This is a genomic window from Antarctobacter sp. (assembly GCF_965277915.1).
Lineage (GTDB): Bacteria > Pseudomonadota > Alphaproteobacteria > Rhodobacterales > Rhodobacteraceae > Antarctobacter.
In genome coordinates this window covers 3,937,368-3,960,714 of sequence record NZ_OZ255849.1, presented here as the reverse complement: position 1 = coordinate 3,960,714, position 23,347 = coordinate 3,937,368, and the positions used below count along the sequence as shown (strand labels likewise).

Sequence of the window (23,347 nt, the reverse complement as noted above, 5' to 3'; positions counted from 1 at the left end):
CAGGACGAAAGGACAGAGACATGAGTGAAAATAGCGGCCCCGCCCTGATTGAGGTCAGCGACGCCCTCAGCTTCGACGAACGGGCATTGGAGGCCCATCTGGTCCAACACCTGCCCGGCTTTTCGGGGCCTTTGGAGGTGCGCCAGTTCAACGCCGGGCAGAGCAACCCGACCTATCAGCTCTCTGCCGGCGGAAAGCGCTACGTGCTGCGTAAGAAACCACCCGGTACGCTCCTGCCTTCTGCGCATGCGGTCGACCGGGAATACCGGGTGATGCACGCGCTTCGCGACACCCCGGTGCCGGTTCCGAGAATGCTGCACCTGTGCCAGGACCCTTCCGTGATCGGCACCGATTTCTATGTGATGGAAATGGTCGCGGGTCGGGTTTTTCATGATCCCAGCCTGCCGGGCCTTACACCGCCCGAGCGCCGGGCCTTCTACGCCAGTTTCATCAAGGCGCTGGCCGACCTGCACACGGTCCGGCCCGAGGCGGTGGGACTGAAGGATTTCGGACGCCCGCAGGGCTATCTCTCCCGCCAGGTGGCGCGCTGGTCAAAGCAGTACGCCGCCACCGAGACCGAGACCATCACCGCGATGGACAAGCTGATGGACTGGCTGCCTGCCAACCTGCCGGCGGATGATGAGGCCGCCATCGTTCACGGCGATTTCCGGCCCGGCAATGCCATCGCCGCGGCGGACAGTCCCGAGGTCATCGCGCTGCTTGACTGGGAGCTTTGCACCCTGGGCCACCCGCTGGCCGACCTTGGCTATGTCTGCGCGCTTTACCACGCCGACAACCTGCCCACAGGCCGGTTCAAGGGTCTCGATTTCACGGCCCTGGGCATCCCGACAGAGCAGGAGTTCGTCGAACTTTATCGTCGGTACTCCGGGCGTGACCGGATCGACAATCATCTGTTCTTCGTCGTTTTTTCCTTCTTCCGCAGCGCCGCCATCATCCAGGGCGTCTACAAGCGTGGGCTGGACGGAAACTCTTCGTCACGAAAGGCGCTCGAACTGGGACATCTTGCCCGGGTCCGGGCCGAGAATGCCTGGCGGATCGTCGAGGCGCATTTCTAGGGGCTTTCGATCTCTGGCGGCCACACGCCGCCAGGGCGTTCCGGGACGACCCGGTGGGTGTCGAAAGGCAAAGCGGTCAACTCCCCGTTGTCGATACCTCGGCTTCCAGCCAGTTTCTCAGCGCGCGCAGAGGTGGCACATCGGAGTTTTCCTCCGGCCAGGCCATCCAGTAGGCGCCGCGCATTGGTACAGCTTGCTTGTACAAGGGCTGCAACCGGCCTTCGGCGATCTCGGCCTGGGCGATGTAATCGGGTAGCAGCGCGATTCCGATGCCGGAAATCGCGGCCTGGATCATCATGGAAAACTGGTCGACCATCATGCCGCCGCCGATTGATGCCGTGACGTCGTGCGCGTGGAACCAATCGCCCCAGGCATCGGGCCGGGACTCCAGGTAGAGCAGGGAATGCTCGGTCAGATCGGCGGGGCCTGACAACTGCGCCGCAGCAATGTATTCGGGTGCCGCGCATGCGGTGGCGCGCTCTTCGAACAGCCTAAGGTGCCTGACAGCGGGCCAGTCGGCTTCACCGTAATAGATGGCGGCGTCGAAAACCTCGGCCGAGAAATCGAACCGTTTGATCCGCGTCGAGAGATTCACCGACACCCCCGGATGCTGCTGCAGGAAATGCCCCAGCCTGGGTCCCAGCCAGCGGGTTGCAAAGGTGGGCAGCACCGCAAGCGACAGCGTGCCGCCGTCCGGGTTCGCCACAACCCGGGTGCTCGCGCTCTGAATCAGGTCGAGCGCCGCGCCAACATCCTTCTGATAGGCCAATGCCGCCGATTTCGGCACCAACCGCTTGCGCTGGCGGGTGAAAAGCTCGGTCCCCAACTGCTCCTCCAGCGACAGGATCAGCCGGCTTACCGTGCTTTGCGTCAGATCAAGCTCGCAGGCCGCCGCGGTGACCGAGCGGTGCCGCACTACGGCGTCCAGGGCCAGCAACTGTCGAATCGAAGGCAGGAAGCGTCTGGGTCTCATATTCCATTTCCGCATGAAGTAATGTGAAAATACCAATGTATTCCGCGGATAACAGCAGATAATCCTGCAAAAACGGAATAAAAAACGCTCCCGCGTGAGAAAGGAAAAGACAATGTCAAACAAGACCTCCAAAGGGGTTCCCTTCCAATGGTCCGATCCTTTCCTGATGGACGACCAGTTCACCGAGGAAGAGCGTTTGATCCGTGAAGCGGCCGAAACTTTCGCGCAGGACAGGCTTCTGCCGCGCGTCGAACAGGCCTATCTTGAGGAACATACGGACCCCGAGATCTTTGCCGAGATGGGAGCCCAAGGGCTGCTCGGCGTGACCGTTCCGGAAGAATACGGTGGGGTCGGGGCCTCTTATGTCTCCTATGGTCTGGTGGCCCGCGCTGTCGAACGGGTCGACAGCGGCTATCGCTCGATGATGTCGGTTCAGAGCTCGCTGGTGATGTTCCCGATCCATGCCTACGGCTCGGAAGTACAGAAGAAGAAATATCTGCCAAAACTGGCGAGCGGCGAATGGATCGGCTGCTTCGGTCTGACCGAGGCCGACGCGGGGTCGGACCCGGGTGGCATGAAAACCCGCGCGGTGAAGACCGAGGGCGGGTATCGGCTGACCGGCTCCAAGATGTGGATTTCCAACAGTCCGATCGCGGATGTCTTCGTTGTCTGGGTCAAGTCGGAGGCCCATGAAGGCAAGGTGCGCGGCTTCATTCTCGAAAAGGGGATGAAGGGGCTATCGGCGCCCAAGATCGGCGGCAAGCTGTCGCTCCGGGCCTCGATCACGGGCGAGATCGTGATGGACAACGTGGAGGTCGGCGAAGAGGCCCTGTTGCCCGAGACACAAGGGATGGGTGGGCCGTTCGGCTGTCTCAACCGGGCGCGTTACGGCATCGCTTGGGGGGCGATGGGCGCTGCCGAGGATTGCTTTCGCCGGACCCGGCAATACGGTCTGGACCGCAAACAGTTCAACCGGCCACTTGCCGCGACGCAGCTATACCAGAAGAAACTGGCCGACATGCAGACCGAGATCGCCCTGGGGCTGCAAGCCGCGCTGCGCATCGGGCGGCTGTTCGACGAAGGCCGGTTTGCCCCCGAGATGATCTCGCTCATCAAACGCAACAACTGTGGCAAGGCGCTGGATATCGCGCGGCAGGCCAGGGACATGCACGGCGGCAACGGCATCCACATCGAATATCACGTGATGCGCCACGCCCAGAACCTTGAGACCGTGAATACCTATGAAGGCACCCATGACGTGCATGCCCTGATCCTCGGACGCGCGATCACCGAACTGGCGGCCTTCGCATGATCGGGGCGACGCCGCTGTCCGGTTTGAAGGTCATCGAACTGGCGCGCATTCTGGCGGGGCCGTGGATCGGCCAGACGCTGGCCGATCTGGGTGCCGAGGTGATCAAGATCGAAGCCCCCGAAGGCGATGACACCCGCCGCTGGGGGCCACCTTTCATCGAGCGAACCGGGCCGGACGGCACCAGCGAAATGGTGTCGGCCTATTTCCAGTCCGCCAACCGGGGCAAACGCTCGGTGACCTGCGATTTCAATTGCCCGGCGGATCTTGCGCGGCTCAAGGGCCTGATCGCGGAGGCCGATGTCGTGATCGAGAACTTCAAAGTGGGCGGGCTCGCCCGCTTCGGCCTGGACTATGACAGCCTTGCCGCGACCAATCCCGGGCTGGTCTATGCCTCGGTCAGCGGTTTCGGGCAGGACGGTCCGCGTGCCAGCCAGCCGGGCTATGACTTCCTGATCCAAGGCATGTGCGGCATCATGGACCTGACCGGCGACCCCGCTGGAGAGCCGCAAAAAGTCGGCGTGGCCTGGATTGACATCTTTACCGGGCTCTACGGCGTGATCGGCATTCAGGCGGCTCTTACCGAACGGCTGCGGTCCGGACAGGGTCAACATGTGGACCTGTCGCTGCTGGATTGCGGGGTCGGGGTGCTGGCGAACCAGGCCAGCAACTTCCTGTTGGGCGGAACCGACCCGACACGGCTTGGCAATGCGCATCCCAATATCGTGCCGTATCAGGTCTTTCCGACATCGGATGGTCACGTGATCATCGCCTGTGGCAACGACCGGCAGTTTCGCGCGCTATGCGGGCTTCTGGACCTCTCGGATCTTGCCGACGATCCGCAGTTTGCCACCAATCCCGAGCGTGTCCGCAACCGGGACGCCCTGTGCGCGAAGATTGCGCAACGCAGCGCCACCTTCACCAAGTCTGCGCTGATCGAGGCGCTGACCGCGGGCGGCGTGCCGGCCGGACCGATCAATACCGTGGCAGAAGCGCTGAACGACCCGCAGATCCTGGCCCGCAAGCTGCGCATAGAACCGGAAGGTATCGAAGGTCTGCGCACGCCAATTCTGTTCTCGCGCAGCCCGCTCGCCGCGACCAAGGCCGCGCCGCTTTTGGGTTCGGGCAACAACGAATTCGCGTTCACGCTAAAGGAAAACCGCTAAAGTTCGCTGGAACCTCAAGGTCTTGGGTCGGCAGGAGCACGTTTTCCAGCGCGGCCTCCGAGCTTTGGGTCGCCCGGGGCTGGGATTTTTGCCTGTCTCACGATGACGGGGTGGTCGTGCGATCGGGAACGTGCCCCAGTGCTTGAACCAACGGTGTATCAATGGCTCAGCTTCCTTTGGCGCCCGCTGCCCTGCCGGGCAGTGGATGAGGGGCGCGAACCACGGTGCTGTCGATCATCAGGATGCGCATGGTTAGAACATCAAAGGCCATTGTGCGGCCAGGAACAGCCTGAAGCGGGCGTAGCGCGGTCTGTCATTGCTGAACTGCGGCCAATCGACTGGCGGGACGTTGGGCCGTGGGGCGCTGGCCAAGGCAAAGCCCTATCCAGTTAAATCACGGGAGTCCTGATTGACGGTAATCCCGGAAGTGAGATGTCATTGGCTTGAGTATTTCAATCAACCAATAGCGCGAAAACAAACGCAGTCAGATCCCCTCTCGGCCCAATCCTCCGCGCCAATCAGGCGTCGGTTCAAGGGGCTGCGCGCGGCATCGACGTGGCCAAGATCTCCCCCCTTGCGGTTGCAGTGACCTTCGTCGTCGCCAAGGTGTCTTTGTCTGACACGTCCGGTCTTCCGTTCTGGGGTCGGAAAATCTGGTCGTCCGCCGAAAGGCGGAAATGGCAGGTTGGATCCCCACAGGCGGTGCAGCCGATGCCGGGGAGGTTACCCCCTAAACAGCCCGCGCAGTTTCCCTTGGAAACCGCGCGGGCTGCCGTTCGCCGGGACGCTGCCCCGGGCCCCGCGCCTGTGCGGCGGGCACGCCTGCGCGGCGGGCGGCAGGGTCATCGTTCGCCACTCCCCCTGCACCCCCTGGCATCTCCGAGGGCTCAGGGCGTCGTTCCGCACAGTTTCCCGTTCGGCCCGGCGAACCGTCCCCCGGACGGTACGCTTTCCGCGCCTCACCCCTTCCAGCTCGCAAAGGGCCATTTGCCATGCCCTCTGCACTCCCATGGCAGGGCGTCCTGCGCCTTGCTGGTCGGTCGTCCGAGCAGGGCCCAACCGGTGAGAGGCCATGTCGCCCCTTCTCCTTTGTTCCATCGCGCGCTGGTGACGCCGCGCGATGGAACAAAGGAGAAGGCTCTTCCCAATGCGCGCGGTGTTTCCACCAACGTTAGAATGGAGTGATCTCATGATCATCGAAGACCGCGACCAGGCGACCTGGTCGGACAGCATCCGCGTTGGCGATATCGTCGCCTTCCGCTTCCCGCACGAGACCGACGGGGACGAGTTGCCAAAAGTGCGCCCCACCCTCGTGCTGGAGGTGGATGTGATCTGTGGCAAGCGCCATGTCACCCTCGCCTACGGCACGACCAGCCCGCGCCGCTGCCGGGGAGAGGCCTACACGATCGACGTCTACGGGGCAGAGGAAATTGCCGAAGCCTCACTGCGACGCCCGACCCGTTTCTACGGGGCCCGTCGCCTCCGCGTCTCCTGCGACAATTCCTGGTTCGGCCTGGGAAGGGACAGGGGCACCCCGAAGATCGGGCGATTGAGCGGCGAGAGCCTTGAGCGTCTGCTAGCGGTGCGGGCGCGCATCCATGCCGAGCGTGACATCCGTGCAGACCGGACCCGGCAGCGGCGGACCCTGCGACGTGGGCTGCGCCCGGTAACAGTCGAACGTCGCCGCGCAGGGAAACGCCCCATTCGGGAGTTGCGCCATGTCTGACCTCGACTTCGATCCGCTCCTGAAGCGCGTTCATCGCGTCCTGCAAATGCTGCCGAAAGCCTCGGAAGCGCTTGAGGCACTGCGGAATCTGGAGGCGCTCGAACACAGTCACCTCGGATGCGATCTCGATCGTCGGTTCGCCCAACGGCGGATCTTCGGCGCGCGGGATCTGTTCGATGTCGCAACCTTACTGGGACCGGTGCGACGCGCGCTGGACGCCGAATGGCACCAGGTGGTGATCGACGAAGAGGGCATGGTCCGTCCTGTCGTGGAGCGCCAGCGCCGGACAGCCGCTCTTTGCCCTGGAGGCTGACCTGCAGGATCTCCTCGCGCTGCGTCGTGCCGAAGAGGTCGCGATGAAGCTTCGCATGGAGACCTGCACCTGATCTGACCCGTTCCGGGGGCCCTTGCGCCCCCGGAACAGTCGTCAAACAAACCGCCTTTGAAAAAGTCTTTCGACACCACTTCCTCAACGGCCCGAGTAACGGGCCCCATCACGAGGAAGACAATGTCCAATCCCACGCCCGCCCGAGCTCTCAAGGCAGCCAACCTCGATCCCAACAGTGCCGAAACCGTGCACATCGCCCTGAAAGGGGGCGCCATACTGATGGCCCGTGCCGAAGCGCGCAAACTCGCGGCAACGCCGCCTGCCAACACCCCCAAACCGGAGAAATCCCGATGACGAAACGCGTTGCCGTCTACGCGCGCTACAGTTCCGACCTGCAGAAAGCGACCTCGATCGAGGACTAGGTCGCGGCGGCGGAGCGCTTCTGCCACCGTGAGGGCTGAACCATCGTCCACGTCTTCATGGACGAGGAAAGATCGGGGAAGGACACGCGGCGGCCCGGCTACCAGTCCATGAAGTCCGCAGCAGAGCGCCGCGCCTTTGACGTCGTTCCGGTTGAAGCGGTCGACCGCCTGACGCGCAAGGTCAAAGATGCGATCAACACGCGCGATCTGCTGTCGTTCCAGGATATCCGCCTGGTGTCGATTCAGGAGGGCGAACAGGACGTCGTGAAGGTTCTGTTCGCGGGCTTTGGCGCGCAGATGTTCAGCCAGAAAATCGCCGATCACACGAAACGGGGCATGCAGGGGGCAATCACCCGGTTCCGGCTCCACACAAGCGCCTATGGCTATCGCAAGCGCGAGGTGGAACACGGCCTCAACCGCGAAATCGATCCGGAGGAGGCCGCAATCGTGCGCCGGATCTTCGAGGAATACACCTCCGGGAAATCGACGAAGGCGATCGCCGCCGGGCTGAATGCGGACCGGATGCCCGCCCCGAAGGGCGGGACCTGGGAGAGCACGACGATCCGCGGCAGCCGGTCGCGGCAGGACGGCATTCTGCGCAACCGCCTCTATACCGGCATGGCCAGCGTCTGCCGCAACACGCATACCGATCATCCGGAAACCGGCGCAATACGGAACAAACCCTCGCCGCAGGACATGAACGAACAGGAGATCCCGGAGTTGCGGATCATCGCGCAGTCGCTTTGGGATGCCGCGCAGGCAGAGTTGAGCCGACGTTCGGCACCGACCCCGAAGGTGGCGCGGAGGATGCCGCACCGTCGCCATCTGCTCTCCGGCTTGATGACCTGCGGATGCTGTGGCGCCAATGTTGTCAAATACAACAAGGCCGGCTTCCGCTGTGGAGAGGCCAACAAGGGAGCCTGTGGCAATCGAAAGGGCATCTCGCGCCGTCGTCTTGAACAGCGCGTTTTCGACGCCCTCCGCGCTGTGTTCCAATCAAAAGAGATGCGGCGCCGGTTCGAGTCCGAATACGAAGCCGAACGCGCAGGTCTGCGGGACGGCACGGTTGAAGCAGACCTGTCTCGGCTGGAAGCACAACGTGCCGCAGCAAACCGAGGTCTGGACGGCATCATGACCGCCATCGCCGAGGGCGCGCCCTACGCAACATTCAAAGCAAAAGCGGAGGCGCTGCAGGCGGAAGTCGATGTCCTCACGGCACGGATCGCTGAGAAACAGGCCAGGATCGCCACCCAGGCATCGGTGGTGGAAGACCCCAGCCAAGCCTATGATCTTGCCGTTCAGCAGATGGAGGACTTACTGTCCGAGGTAGGGTACGTCGACGAGGCAAACACATATCTCTCGATGCTGATCAAACGGATCACACTCACAGAAAACACGACCGCACAGCATGGCGTCGAGATCCGCATGAACCTCGCAAACGCCGCGCTGCTGCCCGAAAGCGGGGCCGGAGGGACTGCGGACGGCAAAGCCATGACCGTGATATGCTGAACCCGCAGCAAAACGGCACGCGCGGGGAAGCAAAAGAGCAAATGACGGCCGAGCAAGGGGCTTTGCCCCCTCTGCGCGTGCCGCGCATTCACCCCCGGAGTATTTTCCGAGAGAAGAAACAGGGGCGCGGCGTTGCACGAGTGTGATGGACCTTGCGGGTGCCGCTTGCTATCAGGCGGCGACGATTTTGCAGGAGACCGCCCCATGTCCGCCCACGGCGCCCCGATCCCGATGACTTCGCGTGCCTCCGGCCCCCTGACGGGCGAGGCGCATGTGCCCGGCGATAAGTCGATTTCCCATCGTTCGCTGATCCTGGGCGCGATGGCGGTGGGCGAGACGAAAGTGACCGGCTTGCTGGAAGGGCAGGACGTTCTGGACACCGCCAAGGCGATGCAGGCCTTTGGGGCGCAGGTCGAGAAGATCGACGACACATGGCATGTGCATGGCGTGGGCGTCGGCGGCTTTGGCGAGCCGGGGAACGTGATCGACTGCGGCAACTCGGGCACGGGGGTGCGGCTGATCATTGGGGCGATGGCGACCTCGCCCATCGTGGCGACCTTCACCGGCGACGCCAGCCTGAACAAGCGCCCGATGGCGCGGGTGACCGATCCGCTGGCGTTGTTCGGGACGCGGGCCTACGGGCGGTCCGGCGGGCGGTTGCCGATGACCATCGTCGGCGCCGACGATCCCTTGCCGGTGCGCTACGAGGTGCCGGTGCCCTCGGCGCAGGTGAAATCGGCGGTGCTGCTGGCCGGGCTCAACGCACCGGGTGAGACTGTGGTGATCGAGCGCGAGGCGACCCGCGACCATTCGGAACGGATGCTGGCGGGTTTCGGCGCCACGATCTCGACCGAGGTGACGGACGAAGGCCGGGTCATCACCCTGCAGGGCCGACCCGAACTGAAACCGCAGACCATCGTCGTGCCGCGCGACCCCTCGTCGGCGGCTTTCCCGGTCTGCGCGGCGATCATCACCGAAGGCTCGGACGTGCTGGTGCCCAATATCGGGCTGAACCCGACCCGGGCGGGGCTGTTCTTTACCTTGCAGGAGATGGGCGCGGACCTGACCTTCGAGAACATGCGCGAAGAGGGGGGCGAACCGGTGGCCGACCTGCGGGCGCGTTTCTCGCCCGATCTGAAGGGGATCGAGGTGCCCGCCGAACGCGCCGCCAGCATGATCGATGAGTACCCGGTGCTGTCGGTGGTGGCGAGCTTTGCCGAGGGGCGCACGCATATGCCGGGGGTCAAGGAACTGCGTGTCAAGGAAAGCGACCGGATCGACGCGATGGCGACCGGGCTGCGGGCCGCCGGTGTCCACGTCGAGGAAGGCGAGGACTGGTGGACGGTCGAGGGTCGCGGGCATGGCAATGTCGCGGGCGGCGTGACGGTCGAAAGCCACCTGGACCATCGCATCGCCATGTCCTTCCTCGTCATGGGCTTTGCCTCGACCGGGCCGATGAGCGTCGACGACGGCGGGCCGATCGCCACCAGTTTCCCGATCTTCGAAACGCTGATGGGCAGCCTTGGAGCCGAGATCACCCGCGACTGAGGCGGGGCAGCTGGGGCTTTTCCCCGGGGCGGGCTCTTGCTAGGCCTCGGGAGGGATCGAGAGGGAGTGTGTGATGCAGGCTGCGGCGGGAGTGACGGGGGGCTGCCTCTGCAAGGCAGTGACCTACCGCGTGAGCGGGGCGCTGCGTCCGGTGATCGCCTGCCATTGCAGCCAGTGCCGCAAGACCTCGGGGCATCATGTGGCGGCGACCTCTGCGCCACGAGAATGCGTGGTCATCGAAGGCCAGGTGACCTGGTACGGATCCTCCGACATGGCGCGGCGCGGGTTCTGCGGGACCTGCGGCAGCAACCTGTTCTGGGACGGGCCGGGCACGCATCTGTCGATCTTTGCCGGGACCCTGGACGGGACGACCGGGCTGCGCCTGGCCGGGCATATCTTTTGCGCCGACAAGGGCGATTACTATGACATCGGCGGCGGGCTGCCCTGTGCCGATGGCGCTGACCCCGACATGACGACACAGGTGATCGCGTGAGCTTTACCATCGCCATCGACGGCCCCGCCGCCAGCGGCAAGGGCACCATCGCGCGCCGGCTTGCGGCGCATTTCGGCTTTGCGCATCTGGATACCGGGTTGCTGTACCGGGCGGTCGGACGGCAGATGCTGCTGGGCGTGCCGCCGCTGGAGGCGGCGCAGGGGCTGGACGTGACCGGGCTGGATGCCGAGAATCTGCGCGGGCCAGAGGTGGCGCAGGCGGCCTCGAAGGTGGCGGCGCTGCCCGAGGTGCGCGCGGCGCTGGTCGACGTGCAGCGCGCCTTTGCCCGGCGGTCGGGGGGCGCCGTGCTGGACGGGCGCGACATCGGTACGGTGATCTGTCCCGAGGCAGAGGCCAAGCTGTTCGTGATCGCGGGCGCCGAGGTGCGGGCCGAGCGGCGCTGGCGCGAGCTGGTGGCCTCGGGGCACGAGATCACGCAGGACGAGGTGCTGGCGGATGTGCTTGCGCGCGATCAGCGCGACATGAACCGGGCCGACGCGCCGCTGAAACCGGCCGAGGATGCCGTCACGCTGGACACGTCGAAAATGGACATCGCGGATGCGGTGGCCGAGGCCATTGCCATCGTGGAACGCGCCGGCGCGGCGGGATAGGGGGCGACGCCCCCGCGGGCGTGCCCTGTGATCAGCGCCGTTTCAGCGTATCGCCGTAGTCCAGCTTGGGCGCCAGTTCGATGATCGGCTCAAACTCGGCCTCGGGGTTGTCGACACGGCCCGAGATGATCTGCGCCGCCTTGCGACCGATTTCCGCCCGGCAGGCATCCATCGTCGCCAACCTGCGCGGCAGGCCGTCCAGCAATTCGACCCCGTTGAACCCGGCAAGCCCGATCTGGCCGGGGATATCGATGCCTGCATCCAGCAGGTGCAACAGCCCGCCCGCCGCGATCATGTCGTTGGAATAATAGAGGAAATCGAGTTCCGGCTCCCGTTCCAGCATGGCCTTGGTCATCTCGCGGCCCTTGGCCAGTGCGGATCCGCCGGAATAGAATTCCTGGTCGATGACCTCGACACCTTCCTTGGCGAGCGCCTCGGTGAAGCCCTCGAAGCGCTTTCGCGCCCGGTGGTCCAGCGGCATCTTGGTGCCCATGAAGCCGATGTTGTGATAGCCCTGTTTCAGGATCGCGCGGGCCATTTCGCGGCCCGCCCTGCGGTGGCTGATGCCCACCGCGCAATCGATCGGTTTGCCGTCGGTGTCCATAATCTCGACCACCGGGATGCCGCTGGCCTTGAGCATGGCGCGCGCGGCCTCGGTGTGTTCAAGGCCCGCCACGATCACACCCGACGGCCGCCACGACAGCATCTCGTAAAGGACGCGCTCTTCCTTTTCGGGCAGGTAGTCGGTGACGCCGACGACGGGCTGCAACTCTGTCTCTTCCAACACGCTGGAGATGCCCGACAGGACCTCGGGGAAGACCATGTTGCGCAAGCTGGGGATGATGACCGCCACCAGGTTCACTCGCTGGCTGGCCAGGGCGCCGGCGATCTTGTTGGGCACATAGCCCAGCGTCTTGGCCGCCTCGAGCACCTTCTCACGGGTCGCCTGGCTGACGTCCCCGCGGTTGCGCAACACGCGGCTGACGGTCATTTCCGAGACGCCGGATGCCTCGGAGACATCGCGAAGGGTAAGCGGGCGGGAGTCGTCGGCGGCCAAGGGCAAGTCCTTTTCGTGAGATGGGGGTACGTTATCGCAATCAGGGCGCTGCGCAAGAGCGGTATGCTCTGCAACCATCCGGGATGACAAGCGCCGCGCGGCAGGGTAAGGAGGCGCAGACGGCCCCGTGGCTCAACTGGATAGAGCAGCCCCCTCCTAAGGGGCAGGTTGCAGGTTCGAATCCTGCCGGGGTCGCCATTCTGCGTTCAGTTGTGCCGGTTGGCGGATCAGGCCGCCCCGCGCAGGGCCCTGGCCGCGGCGATGCCGGCCAACGCGCCGAAGAAATGGGATTCCCAGCTGACGCCGGGTTGGCCTGGCAGAACGCTCCAGATCATCGTGCCGTAGACCACGGCCACGCCGACAGCCACCAGCAGAGGGACAAGGCGTCTCTCGACAAGTCCGCGCGCCACCAGAAAGCCGAACCAGCCAAAGATCAGCCCCGAGGCGCCGACATGAATCGCAGAACTGCCGAAGACCCAGACGCCGAGGCCGCCGAGGATCACGATCAGCAGCGAGGCCATGAGCGCCACCGACCGCGCCGTGATGACCAGCAGCGCGCCCAGCACCGCCAGCGGCGCGGTGTTGGCCGCGGCATGGGCGACGGAACCGTGCAGGAGCGGCATGAAGACGATTCCGTCCAGCCCGCCAAGCGACCGTGGTCTGAGGCCCAGCCAACCGTTCACCGCGTTGCCCGTCAGGAGGTTGACCGCCTCCACAACCCAGATCGCCGCCAGAAGGGCGGCCACCCACCCGAAACTCTTGAAATTCAATCTGCCAATCCATCCATGACCGCCGCCCCGGCCAGTACCCTGGCCGGGACTGTCTTATCATGCCGCAACGCCACGCGGAGCGGAACAGCGGCTGTCAGGGCAGTTGCGCGGTGTCGCCCTGGATCTTCAGCTTCCAGTTCTCGATCAGCGTGCCCTCGGTCTTGAGCCGGCTGGCAAGGTAGTACAGACGTTGCGTCGCCGGTCCGTCCGGGGCGGTCTCGAAACGCTGCTTTAGGTAGTAGGGCGGAATGGCCTGCGAATAGAGCGTGGCGTGCAGGGTCACGCTTTGGGGATCGACACCATCGGGCAGGGTGATCTTGTAGGTCAGCTCATCCTTGCCCGCCATCACCCCGGCGTCGTGTTCAGCGCGGCCCTCGGGCATCGTGGCCTTCATGAAGGCGGCGGTCACCTCCGACGCACCGAATCTTTTCTCAAAGGCCTCGGTCCCCGGTTTCGCGGCGCCACAGGGCAGCAGCCGGTTGTCCTTGGGGTGGTAGACGCGGTGGACAAAGCTTGTGGTGAACTGCTTGTTCGCGTTCTGGGTCAGCTCTTCGTAGATCTGCACCTGGGTCTGGTCGTCGATCAGGTCGTGATGCGGCTGATACAGGGCCTCCGTCGCGCCTTCGGGGATGAAGTCGAGGAATTCCGTCTTCAGCGGCTCTCCGTCCGGGCCCATGATGACGCCCGCGCCGTTGGTACAGCCCGAACACCAGATCTGCCTGCCCGTCGCATCGGTCACGCGGACCTCCAGAAAGGCGCGGCGGAACCCGACGCCCGAGGGCAGGCGGTGGCCGGTCTTGTTGTCGACGGTCACGAGGGCCGTCAGGGTGCCGTCTGCGCCGGTCAGGCTCTCGATCTTCACATCGGCCGTCTCGTCGCGGGCCTGCAGGGCCATCGTGTCCATCGAAAGCTGGGCGCCGTTCGTGGCGTAGGTCATCGGGTCCTTGGGGCCCAGACCCATTTCCTCGTCGAACTGCGACAGCATGGCGACCATGAAGGCATTCAGCCCCACGAAATTGTGCCGCTTGTAATTGTCGCGGAAGGGCACCTCTATCTCGTCCTGGGGCAGGGCATGGGGCACGTCGGGCAGGTTCGTGTCCTGGATCGAGGCGATCTGCGTGGTCAGGCTGTCGATCTTGATCTTGCCGTCCAGCGTTTCGAAATTCGCCTTCATGTGGCAATCCTGACAGGACCGGGCAGTGCCCGCGTCGGCGTATTGGCTGTTCTTCCATTCGAGGAAAGTGGCCTGTTCGACCGAGTGCTGGAACTTGACCAGCGGTTCGCGGTAGGTGGCGCCGTATTGATCGGACAGAAAGCTGACGGCGTTCTGTGCGGCCTTGTTCAGAACCGCTTGTTCGGCGGCGGTGAACCCGGGCAGGGGGGCATCGGTGGGGGCGTCCACGTTGGGCAGGTTGATGGTGTGGCAGGCGCCGCACATCTCGCTGTCCTTGATGTAGTCGTCATGCACCGGGGTGATGCCCATCGCGTTTTCCATCGGCTTCTGGCGGACATCGGCAAAGGGGCCGATCAGCCTGTCCGCCGGGGTCATGCGAAAGACGCCGGTGGTGCCGTTCATCAGGTAGGTGTCCAGTGGGTTGTAGTCCGGCTGCCCTTCGGCCCGTTCGGGGGGCGCGATGTGGTGGCAGACCGAACAGGAAATGCCTTCGCGCGCGAGGTTGCCGTAGACGTGGTAGTCATAGGTGCCGTCGGCGATCTGCTTGTCCTTTTGCTCGGTCGTCAGCGGCGTGTGGAGCAGCGCGTAGTCGGGTTTGAAGACATTGCCATCCAGCCCCAGGTCCGGGTTGTCATGGGCGTCGATCTCCAGCTGCCGTTGCCCCATCGCGCCGTGGCAGGACAGGCAGGTGGTGCCAAGGTTATCCGACAGCTCGCCGGCGCCGGCTTCTTTCAGCAGGGCGAATTCGGATTCCAGCTGCGCGTAGAAGATCGGATCGCGCCCGGCGAGGCCCATCGGCGACCAACGCCATTCGCCGTATTCCGAGATGTTGTAACCCTTGCCGTACTCGGACCCGGTCTTGATGAACATGGTCACGCCCGAAGGCGCGCCGCCAAGGCCGCCGTGGCAGCCGACGCAATTGTCGGATGTCAGGAAGTGCTGTGTGTCGTTCGGGCGGGCGGGGACGTGGTCCAGCCATTCGCTGGGCAGGGTTTGCAGCTGTGCCCGCGGGATGTCGATCCCGTCCCGGGGTGGGAACATGGCGGTGAAGGCCGGGTTGACCTCGACCGGCGAGGCCTTGGCCGCCGCCACATGCGCGGCGCGCATCGCGCCGGGATCATGGGCGTCGCTGAGATACGAGGTGATCATTTCGGACAGGTCGGCGCCAAAGGCAGGTTTCTGCGGCCTGGGCAGGTCGCGCCAGCTTTCGTCGACGCGAAAGATCAGCGGGTCGTCGGGATAGCCCTCGACGTTTTCAAGCGCGGAAAAGATCAGCTCCTCTGCGGCGGAGGCGTGGCAGCGCATGCACATCCCGTCGCCGCCTGCGCCAAGGGGCGGGCTGTAGGGCGGCTCAAAGCTGTCGATGACCGGTTTGCGCGCGGCCATGTCGTCCTTGTCGGCAAAATAGACCGAGGCGAAGAACCAGCCGCCGTGCGAGAGGGAACTGTCCTTGACCATGACGGTCCAGTTCAGCCCGCCGGTGTCATAGGCGTAGTCGGTCAGTTCCGCGTCGACCCTGGCGGGATCGTCCGGGGATTGCGCGACCAGCGCGGCGCGCTGTTCGTTGTAGCGGGCAGCGGGCGGGGTCACCATTTCCTTGATGACGATCGCCCCGTCGGGAATGGCGCCTGTGCGTCCGCCTTCCAGCCAGGTGATGATTTCCGGCGAGTAGTACATGCGCACGGCGGGATGGATGCCAAAGCTCATGTTGAAGACGAACGGCCCGGTGTCGCGCCAGCGTTTGTCGCGTTTCCAGTTCAGCCCGACGTATTCGCGGCGGGCGATCCACGGAAAGAGGATCTTTTCATAGTCGATCAGAGGCAGGCTGCCGGGCAGGGGCAGGTCCGCGGGCCTGGCGGTCGCCCCCGGGTCATATGCCGGATCGGACGCCTGCTGGGCGGCGGTCAGGGGGGCCAGAACCTGGCACAGGCACAAAACCAAAGCGAAAATTCCAGGACGCCTCATGGTCAACTCCGATTGAAAATCAATCCCGAGAGTCGCCTAAAAGGCGATTCGGTGAAACCGGCAGAATGAAAAAAATGTGATTGGCGGGTTTCGGCCCGCCCGGGCTCAGAACTTTGGCCGACCGAATTGCCAATCCGGCCAGTGCTTGCGCATCTCGGTGGCGTCGTCGCGATCGGTGATCCCGGCATCGAGGTAGTTCCGGTGAAGGCGTGCCAAAGCGGTACGATCCAGCGTCACGCCAAGGCCGGGGCCATCGGGGACAGGCAACCGCCCATTGTGGAAGGCCAGCTTGCCGCCCTCGATCACCTCGTCGGTCTGCCAGGGCGAATGGGTGTCGCAATCATAGGTCAGGTTGGGCGTTGCGGCGGCAAGGTGGGTCATCGCGGCGAGGCTGATCCCGAGGTGCGAGTTCGAATGCATCGACAGGCCCAGCCCCCAGATCTGACAGATCCTTGCCAGCTCGCGGCTGGCCTGCAGCCCGCCCCAGTAGTGGTGGTCGCTGAGGATCACGCGAAAGGCATCCTGCGCCATGTTGGCGGGCAGGTGGCTGGGGTGGACGACATACATGTTGGTCGCCAGCGGAATATCCGTGGCGGCCTGCACGCGGGCGTTGCCTTCGATCCCGACGGTCGGATCCTCCAGGTACTCGATCAGCCCCTCGAGTTGCGGCAAGAGGCGCAGAGTGGTCTCGACCGTCCAGCCGCCGTTCGGATCGATCCGGAGCGGCGCGTCGGGGAAGGCCGCGCGCAGGGCACGCAAGCCTTCAATTTCCTCCTCGGGCGGCAGGATGCCCGCCTTGAGCTTGATGGCGTCAAAGCCGTGCAACTCCTTGAAGCGCCGCGCCTCTCCCACGAGCTGTTCGGGGGTCAGGACCTCGCCCCAATCGTCGGGATCGGCACGGGAATGCCCGGCGAACTTGTAGAAGAGATAGGCGGAAAAGGGCACATCCTCGCGCACCTGTCCGCCCAGGAGGTCGCAGACCCGGCGCCCGGTGGATTTACCCAGCGCGTCCCACATGGCGACCTCGACCGCGCCGACGACGCGCGGCAAAAGCCGGTCATCGCCGGAATAGCCCTCTTGTCCGCCCGACACGGCCCGCCGGGCGCGCGCCCAGAGGCCGTTCAGGTCGGTCACGTCCAGCCCGGGCAGCAAGGGAGCCAGGGCCGCCAGCCCGTCCAGCACGCCACGGGTGCCATAGCTTTCGCCCAGGCCGATCACGCCGCCCCCGGTCTCTAGCTCGATGATCGAGCGCAGGGCGACGGGCTGGTGACAGCCCGCGTTGTTCAGCAGCGGGGGGTCGGCAAAGGCGATGGGGGTGACGCGCAAATCGGCAATGCGGGTGTCAGACATTCACCAGATTCCCCTCGATGTAATCCATGTTCAGATCCTGCCCCAAGCCCGGATCATCGCGCCCGTGGACATAGCCTTCGGCGTCCATCTCGTCGTCGATGCGGTTCTGATATTCCTTAGGCGCGTCATAGTCGATGAAGGGGTGCAAAAGGCCGCGTTCGTAGAAGCTGGTATTGTGGATCGCCAGCGCGACCGAAAGGTTCCCGGCGCCGGTGCCGTGTATCTCGGTCGACATGTGGAAACACTCGGCCATGTTGGCGATCTTCATCGCCGGGCTGATCCCGCCCACGTCCCAGACCCCGGCGCGGACGATGTCGCAGGCGTCGTGCTTGACCCATTCGGCGCGGGTCCAGTGCTTGCCGGTCATGGTCTCGGGTCCAAGGATGTTCAGGGGCGTGTTCCGGGTCAGCCACTTGTAGGAGGACATGGAGGCCTCTTCCATCGGCTCTTCCATCCAGCGGAAATCAAGCTCGGCCAGCTTGTTGGCCAGCCAGAGTACCTCTGTCCGGGTGTAGAAATGATGCGGGTCCAGCATCAGGGGCACGTCCGGACCGACCGCCTCTCGTACGGCGGCGCAGGCCTGGTAGTCCTTTTTCGGGTCCGGCGCGCCTGGCATGGGCGGCATCCAGCCGTGCAGCTTGACCGCCTTGTAACCGCGTGTGTTCACCATCCAGTCGGCGAAGCGGGCGTAGTCCTCGGGCGTTGCCAGCCCGTTTTCGAGGTCGTCGCCGCACATGGTCGAGCCATAGGCGAGGATGCTGGGCCGCGCTCCGCCCAGCAGTTTCCAGACCGGCTGGCCGGCGGCCTTGCCCTTGAGATCCCACAGCGCGAGGTCCACCGCCGCCAGCACGCGGTCGGTCAACAGCCCGCTGCCAAGCCGCTGCCACTTGTAGACCTTGTACCAGAGCTGTTCGGTGCACAGCGGGTCCTGCCCGATCAGGTTGGGTCGCACGAAACGGTCCAGAAGCGGTTCGGCCATGTCTTGCGGCCGGGTGACGACATGGCCCTGGTGGCCGTCATCAGTGGTGATGGTCAGCAGGCCCGAGGTGGTGTCGCTTTCGGGTCCGGGGTGGCCGTGGCCGTCACTGTCGCGGACCATGCGTGTCTTGTGGCGGAAGGTCTTGGCGGTGATCGTCTCGATTTTCATGGCTGCTCCGGATCGGCAAGAAAGCGTGCGGCCCGCGTCAGGCAGGCGTCGGCGGCGGGTACAAGGCGCCCGCGGTTGATGAAGCCATGTGTCACGCCGGGTTCGACGTGCAGGCTGTGGGGGGTGTCGAGGCGCCTCAGCCTGTCGGCCAGCGCCAGTGTGTCGTCGCGCAGAACGTCGAGCCCGGCGGCGATCAGGCATGTGGGCGGCAGGCGACGGAACTGGTCGTCCGTTGCCTTGAGCGGGCACAGGCGTGGGTCGTGTGCATGGTGTCCCTGCGGGTCGTAGAGCGTGAACAGTTCCTGCATCCGGGTGCGTGTCAGGCCGTACCCCTCGGCATAGTGGCGATAGCTGGACGTTTCGAAATCGTCGCCGAAGACACCGTAATACAGGACAAGGCCCTGAACTGGTCTGTCAAAGGCCAAGGCAAGCGCTAGGTTGCCCCCGGCGGAGGCGCCTGACAGGACAAAGGGCCGACCCGCCAAGCGCGCGCGGAACTGGTCAATCGCCGCGCGGCAATCCTGTAGCCCGGCCGGGAAGGGGTGTTCGGGCGCCAGCCGGTAGGAGATCGAGACCACCGTGCAGCCGCTGTCTCGCGCCATGATCTGGCAGGCACGCTCGTTGAGCGCGATGGAACCGCCGGTCCAGCCGCCGCCGTGGATATAAAGCGCCACCGGACGCTTGGCCGCGCCGTGGTAAATGCGGGCCGCCTGTGGCTGGCCGGCCGCACCGGTATAGTCCGTGTCTTCGGTCGGCACCCAGTCTGCCCCCTCGGCCCAGAAGGTCGCGGCCTCGGCGTCGGACAGGCTTTCGTGCGTGCGGATGGCCTCGGCCATGCCGGGGGCCAGCTGGTCCTGCCTTGTCATGCTTCGGCCAGGTATCTGTGGCGCTGGCGGGTGCCGCGGAGTTTCGGGTCGGGGATCGGGACGGAGGACAGCAGTGCCTTGGTATAGGGGTGCTGCGGGTTGGTGATGATCTCCTCGGTCTCGCCGATCTCGACGATCTTGCCGCGGTACATTACGGCCACCCGGTCGCAGAAATAGCGGATCACGGCCATGTCGTGACTGATGAAGATGAAGGACAGCCCCATCTCGGCCTGGAGTTTCAGCAGAAGGTCCAGAACCTGCGTGCGGATCGAGACGTCCAGCGCGCTTGTCGGCTCGTCCGCGATCACCAGCCGGGGTTCCAGCGCGATGGCACGGGCGACGACAATACGCTGTCGCTGACCGCCGGAAAAGGCATGCGGGTAGCGTTCCATCATGCCCGGGTCCAGCCCGACCTCTGTCAGCAGTTTCGCCACTCGGTCCTCCAGTTCCTGCCCCTTGGCGATGCCGTTCACGACCAGTGGCTCCGCGATGATCTGCTTGACGGTCATGCGCGGGTTCAGCGAGGCGAAAGGGTCCTGAAAGATCATGCGGACCTGCTTGCGCGTGTCGCGCAGTGCCTCCTTGTTCGCGGTCATCAGGTCCTGACCGTTGTAGTCGATCACGCCGGCGTTGGGGTCGTAGACGCGGGCGATGCAGCGGCCCACGGTGGTTTTGCCCGACCCGCTTTCGCCCACGATCCCCAGCGCCTCGCCCTGTTTGAGGTCGAAACTGACGCTGTCCACGGCGCGGGTCACGTCGGTCACACGCTGAAAGAAGCCCTCCTTCTTTTCGAACCGCAGTTGCAGGTTCTCGACCCGGAGGATGTTGCCCGCGTCCTGCGCCGGCCGCACCTTGGCCGCTGCCGGCTCTTCTAGACGGCGCACCGCGCCCAACAGCTTGCGGGTATAAGGGTGCTGCGGCGCGTCAAAGATCTGGTGGATGTTGCCCTGTTCGACGACGTGGCCCTTTTCCATCACCACGACCTCGTCGGCGATTTCGGCGACCACGCCCATGTCATGGGTGATGAACATGATCGCCATGCCCAGTTCGGTCTGGAGGTTCCTCATCAGGTCGAGGATCTCGGCCTGGGTGGTCACGTCCAGCGCGGTGGTCGGTTCATCCGCGATCAGCACGTCGGGGCGGCAGGACAGCGCCATGGCGATCATCGCCCGCTGTCGCATCCCGCCCGAGAATTCAAAGGCGTAGCGGTCCACAGCCTTGTCCGGGTTGGGGATCTCGACCTGTTTCAGAACCTCGATGGCAAGGTTGCGCGCCTCTTTCTTCGACACGTCGCGGTGCAGGCGGATGGCCTCGATGATCTGGCTGCCGATGGTATGGACCGGCGAGAGCGACGACATCGGTTCCTGAAAGATCATCGCGATGCGTCCGCCGCGGATCTGGCGGATCGCGGGGCCGCGCGGGTCCAGCGCGGTCAGGTCGATCTCTGTCCCGTCGGGATTGAACAGGATGCGCCCGCCGTTGATCTTGCCTGGTGGCGGGACCATGTTCAGGATCGTTCGCGCGGTGACGGACTTGCCCGAACCGGACTCTCCGACGACGCAGGTGGTCTTGCCCCGGTGAAGGTCAAAGCTGATCCCGTGCAGCACGTCAAAGACGCCCTGCCGCATGGAAAATCCCAGGTTCAGGTTCTGGATCTGCAGGATGGGGTGCATGTCAGTGGCCATATGGATCCGCGGCATCACGCATGCCGTCCCCGAGAAAGTTGAAGGCAAGGACCGCGACGACGACAAAGCCGCCCGGAATGAAGAGCCAGGGCGCCTGGCTGATCGAGATGATGTTCTGCGCCTCTTTCAGCAGCACGCCCCATGAAATTGCCGGTGGTTGCAGGCCCAGGCCCAGGAAGGACAGCCCGGTTTCCGCCAGGATCATCAGGGGGATCGCGAGCGTCAGCGAGGCGATGATATGCGACGACAGCGAAGGCAGCATGTGCCGGAAAATGATCCGCCCCTCCGACGCGCCATCCAGCCGGGCCGCGATGACGAAATCGTCGTTCTTCATCGCCAGGAAGCGCCCCCGCACAACCCGGCCCAGTTCCGTCCAGCCGACAAGGCTGACGATGAGGGTGATGACGAAATACTGCTGGTAGATCGGCCAGTCCGGTGGCAGCGAGGCCGCCAGCGCCAGCCAGATCGGGATCGTCGGCAGGCTGAGCACGAACTCGATCATGCGCTGTATCACCGCGTCGACGCGGCCGCCGTAATAGCCCGATAGCCCCCCAAGCGTGATGCCCAGCACAAGGCTGATCGCCACACCCACCAGGCCGATCGACATGGAAATCCGGGTTCCGTACAGGATGCGGCTGAACATGTCGCGGCCCAGCCTGTCAGCCCCGAAGACAAAGAACTTTTCACGCGGATCCTGCGTGGCAAAGAGGTGGCGGTCACTGTCCCAGAGACCCCAGAACTTGTACTCGGGGCCGCGTCCGAACAGCGTCAGGTAGATCTTTTCATCGGACTTGACGTAGGTGATGGCCAGCGAGGCGGGATCGCGCTGGCGGTCCATCTTCCAGACGTAGGGGCGCAGGCGGATGCCGTCGTCCGTGCGGTCGATCAGGTGGATCATCTGCGGCGGATGATAGACCGCGCGCCGGTTCTGTTTCGTCGGATCGTCGGGGGCGACGAACTCGGCAAAGATCGACACAAGGTACAAGAGCCCGATGATCCAGAGCGCGAAGACCGCCAGCCGGTGCCGTTTGAAGGCCCACCAGGTCAGTTGCCATTGCGAGGCGATGGCAACCTTGTCGGGTGCCTTGTCCGGGTCGATGGCCGGGGCGTCGTGCACATGGCTTTCCGCCGGAAGCGCCGCGCTGTGCGGATCGTCTTCGGGCGTGGTGTTCGTGGTCGAGTCACTCATAGCGCACCCGTGGGTCGAGAAGGACAAGGAGAATGTCCGAGATCAGCATGCCGATCACGGTCAGCGAAGACAGAAGCAGGACAAAGGCGCCCGCCAGGTACATGTCCTGGGATAGCAGCGCCTGTAGCATCAGCGGCCCGGCGGTTGGCAGTGACAGGACGATGGCTGTCACCACGGCGCCCGACACCAGGTTGGGCAGCACCCAGCCGATGGTCGAGATGAAGGGGTTCAGCGCGACGCGGACCGGGTATTTCATGATGAGGGCAAACTCCGACAAGCCCTTGGCGCGCGCCGTGTCGACATAGGGTTTGTTCAGCTCGTCCAGCAGGTTGGCGCGCATGATGCGGATCAGGCTGGCGGTGGCCGAGGTGCCAAGCACGATGACCGGCAGCCAGAGGTGTTCGACCAGGTTCCAGACCTTGGCCGCGGACCACGGCGCGTTCTGGTATTCGGGGCTGAACAATCCACCCACGTCGGTGCCGAAGTGAACCACGCCGATATACATCAGGATCAGCGCCAGCAGAAAGTTCGGGGTCGCCAGGCCGATGAAGCCGATGGTCGTGGCGATGTAGTCGCCGATGGAATACTTGTGCACGGCGGAATAGACGCCGATGGGAAAGGCCACGGCCCAGGTGAACAGAAGCGTCGCAAAGCTGAGGCAGAGCGTCAGGCCCATGCGTTCCCACACCAGGTCGGACACCGGCTGTCGCCATTCGAAGGACATGCCGAAATCGCCCTGCAGCAGGTTCGCCACCCACTTGAAATATTGGACGTAAAGCGGCTGATCGAGCCCGAAGCGCGCGCGCAGGTTGTCGATGGAGGCCTGGTCCAGAAGCTCGTTCGACTCGCCCAGCTTGGCGATATAGGTGGTCAGGTAGTCTCCCGGCGGCGCCTGGATCAGCAGGAAGGCCACGACGGAGACCGCGAACATGAACGGGATCATCCAGATGACCCGTTTGAGGATATAGCGCCAGATCATGGGG

At 64.5% G+C, this 23,347-nt stretch carries 20 protein-coding genes and 1 tRNA gene; 11 read left to right on the top strand and 10 right to left on the bottom strand.

The annotated features are described in order from the left end of the window. Positions 1-20: 20 nt before the first annotated feature. Entirely contained in the window at positions 21-1,076 is a 1,056-nt protein-coding gene (locus tag ACQY5B_RS20275; RefSeq protein ID WP_420327743.1) for a phosphotransferase family protein, read from the top strand. 76 nt (positions 1,077-1,152) lie between these two features. Here the strand turns inward: ACQY5B_RS20275 and ACQY5B_RS20270 are convergent, their stop codons facing one another. Continuing rightward, positions 1,153-2,049: a LysR family transcriptional regulator gene (locus ACQY5B_RS20270; protein WP_420328598.1), complete on the bottom strand. Its 897-nt coding sequence runs from the start codon at positions 2,047-2,049 to the stop codon at positions 1,153-1,155. 112 nt (positions 2,050-2,161) lie between these two features. On the opposite strand from ACQY5B_RS20270, the gene ACQY5B_RS20265 reads away from it, so the two are divergent. From ACQY5B_RS20265 to ACQY5B_RS20225, 9 genes are all read left to right on the top strand, one after another. Further along, on the top strand, positions 2,162-3,361 hold the full coding sequence (locus ACQY5B_RS20265; protein ID WP_420327744.1) for an acyl-CoA dehydrogenase: 1,200 nt from the start codon (positions 2,162-2,164) through the stop codon (positions 3,359-3,361). Next, positions 3,358-4,524, top strand: coding sequence for a CaiB/BaiF CoA transferase family protein (locus ACQY5B_RS20260; protein ID WP_420327745.1), 1,167 nt, complete (start codon positions 3,358-3,360; stop codon positions 4,522-4,524). Before ACQY5B_RS20265 ends, ACQY5B_RS20260 begins: the two co-directional genes overlap by 4 nt. 1,189 nt (positions 4,525-5,713) lie before the next feature. Continuing rightward, entirely contained in the window at positions 5,714-6,250 is a 537-nt protein-coding gene (locus ACQY5B_RS20255; protein ID WP_420325823.1) for a hypothetical protein, read from the top strand. After that, positions 6,243-6,563, top strand: coding sequence for a hypothetical protein (locus tag ACQY5B_RS20250; protein ID WP_420325822.1), 321 nt, complete (start codon positions 6,243-6,245; stop codon positions 6,561-6,563). The genes ACQY5B_RS20255 and ACQY5B_RS20250 overlap by 8 nt, the downstream gene beginning before the upstream one ends. 195 nt (positions 6,564-6,758) lie before the next feature. Then, positions 6,759-6,932, top strand: a complete 174-nt coding sequence (locus tag ACQY5B_RS20245) for a hypothetical protein (RefSeq protein WP_420325821.1) — start codon at positions 6,759-6,761, stop codon at positions 6,930-6,932. A 125-nt stretch (positions 6,933-7,057) separates the two neighbouring features. After that, complete coding sequence (locus ACQY5B_RS20240; protein ID WP_420325820.1) at positions 7,058-8,509, top strand: recombinase family protein; 1,452 nt, start codon at positions 7,058-7,060, stop codon at positions 8,507-8,509. A gap of 204 nt (positions 8,510-8,713) precedes the next feature. Further along, the gene (gene aroA / locus ACQY5B_RS20235; RefSeq protein ID WP_420327746.1) at positions 8,714-10,057 is read left to right on the top strand and encodes a 3-phosphoshikimate 1-carboxyvinyltransferase; all 1,344 of its coding nucleotides are present in this window, start codon (positions 8,714-8,716) and stop codon (positions 10,055-10,057) included. Between the two features lie 73 nt (positions 10,058-10,130). Next, complete coding sequence (locus ACQY5B_RS20230) at positions 10,131-10,550, top strand: GFA family protein (RefSeq protein WP_420327747.1); 420 nt, start codon at positions 10,131-10,133, stop codon at positions 10,548-10,550. After that, positions 10,547-11,161: a (d)CMP kinase gene (locus tag ACQY5B_RS20225; protein WP_420327748.1), complete on the top strand. Its 615-nt coding sequence runs from the start codon at positions 10,547-10,549 to the stop codon at positions 11,159-11,161. Before ACQY5B_RS20230 ends, ACQY5B_RS20225 begins: the two co-directional genes overlap by 4 nt. Before the next feature lie 31 nt (positions 11,162-11,192). Here ACQY5B_RS20225 and ACQY5B_RS20220 read toward each other — a convergent pair whose 3' ends face one another. Continuing rightward, complete coding sequence (locus tag ACQY5B_RS20220; protein WP_420328600.1) at positions 11,193-12,152, bottom strand: LacI family DNA-binding transcriptional regulator; 960 nt, start codon at positions 12,150-12,152, stop codon at positions 11,193-11,195. A gap of 187 nt (positions 12,153-12,339) precedes the next feature. Between ACQY5B_RS20220 and ACQY5B_RS20215 the strand changes: the two genes are divergently transcribed. Next, positions 12,340-12,416 (top strand) — tRNA-Arg (locus tag ACQY5B_RS20215). 29 nt (positions 12,417-12,445) lie between these two features. Here the strand turns inward: ACQY5B_RS20215 and ACQY5B_RS20210 are convergent. From ACQY5B_RS20210 to ACQY5B_RS20175, 8 genes are all read right to left on the bottom strand, one after another. Continuing rightward, complete coding sequence (locus ACQY5B_RS20210; RefSeq protein ID WP_428400307.1) at positions 12,446-12,964, bottom strand: rhomboid family intramembrane serine protease; 519 nt, start codon at positions 12,962-12,964, stop codon at positions 12,446-12,448. Between the two features lie 118 nt (positions 12,965-13,082). Continuing rightward, positions 13,083-16,127: a hypothetical protein gene (locus tag ACQY5B_RS20205; protein WP_420327750.1), complete on the bottom strand. Its 3,045-nt coding sequence runs from the start codon at positions 16,125-16,127 to the stop codon at positions 13,083-13,085. A 105-nt stretch (positions 16,128-16,232) separates the two neighbouring features. Then, complete coding sequence (locus ACQY5B_RS20200; protein ID WP_420327751.1) at positions 16,233-17,477, bottom strand: enolase C-terminal domain-like protein; 1,245 nt, start codon at positions 17,475-17,477, stop codon at positions 16,233-16,235. Continuing rightward, positions 17,470-18,624 carry an enolase C-terminal domain-like protein gene (locus ACQY5B_RS20195; RefSeq protein WP_420327752.1) on the bottom strand — a complete coding sequence of 385 codons (1,155 nt, stop codon included), beginning with the start codon at positions 18,622-18,624 and terminating at the stop codon, positions 17,470-17,472. The genes ACQY5B_RS20200 and ACQY5B_RS20195 overlap by 8 nt, the downstream gene beginning before the upstream one ends. Beyond that, a complete protein-coding gene (locus ACQY5B_RS20190; protein ID WP_420327753.1) occupies positions 18,621-19,490 on the bottom strand; it encodes an alpha/beta hydrolase in 870 nt (289 codons plus the stop codon). The genes ACQY5B_RS20195 and ACQY5B_RS20190 overlap by 4 nt, the downstream gene beginning before the upstream one ends. Beyond that, on the bottom strand, positions 19,487-21,190 hold the full coding sequence (locus ACQY5B_RS20185) for an ABC transporter ATP-binding protein (protein WP_428400306.1): 1,704 nt from the start codon (positions 21,188-21,190) through the stop codon (positions 19,487-19,489). The genes ACQY5B_RS20190 and ACQY5B_RS20185 overlap by 4 nt, the downstream gene beginning before the upstream one ends. Then, entirely contained in the window at positions 21,165-22,364 is a 1,200-nt protein-coding gene (locus ACQY5B_RS20180; protein ID WP_305969318.1) for an ABC transporter permease, read from the bottom strand. The genes ACQY5B_RS20185 and ACQY5B_RS20180 overlap by 26 nt, the downstream gene beginning before the upstream one ends. Continuing rightward, positions 22,357-23,343 (bottom strand): ABC transporter permease, encoded by a 987-nt coding sequence (locus ACQY5B_RS20175; RefSeq protein WP_305969319.1) that lies wholly within the window; start codon positions 23,341-23,343, stop codon positions 22,357-22,359. The genes ACQY5B_RS20180 and ACQY5B_RS20175 overlap by 8 nt, the downstream gene beginning before the upstream one ends. Positions 23,344-23,347 lie beyond the last annotated feature (4 nt).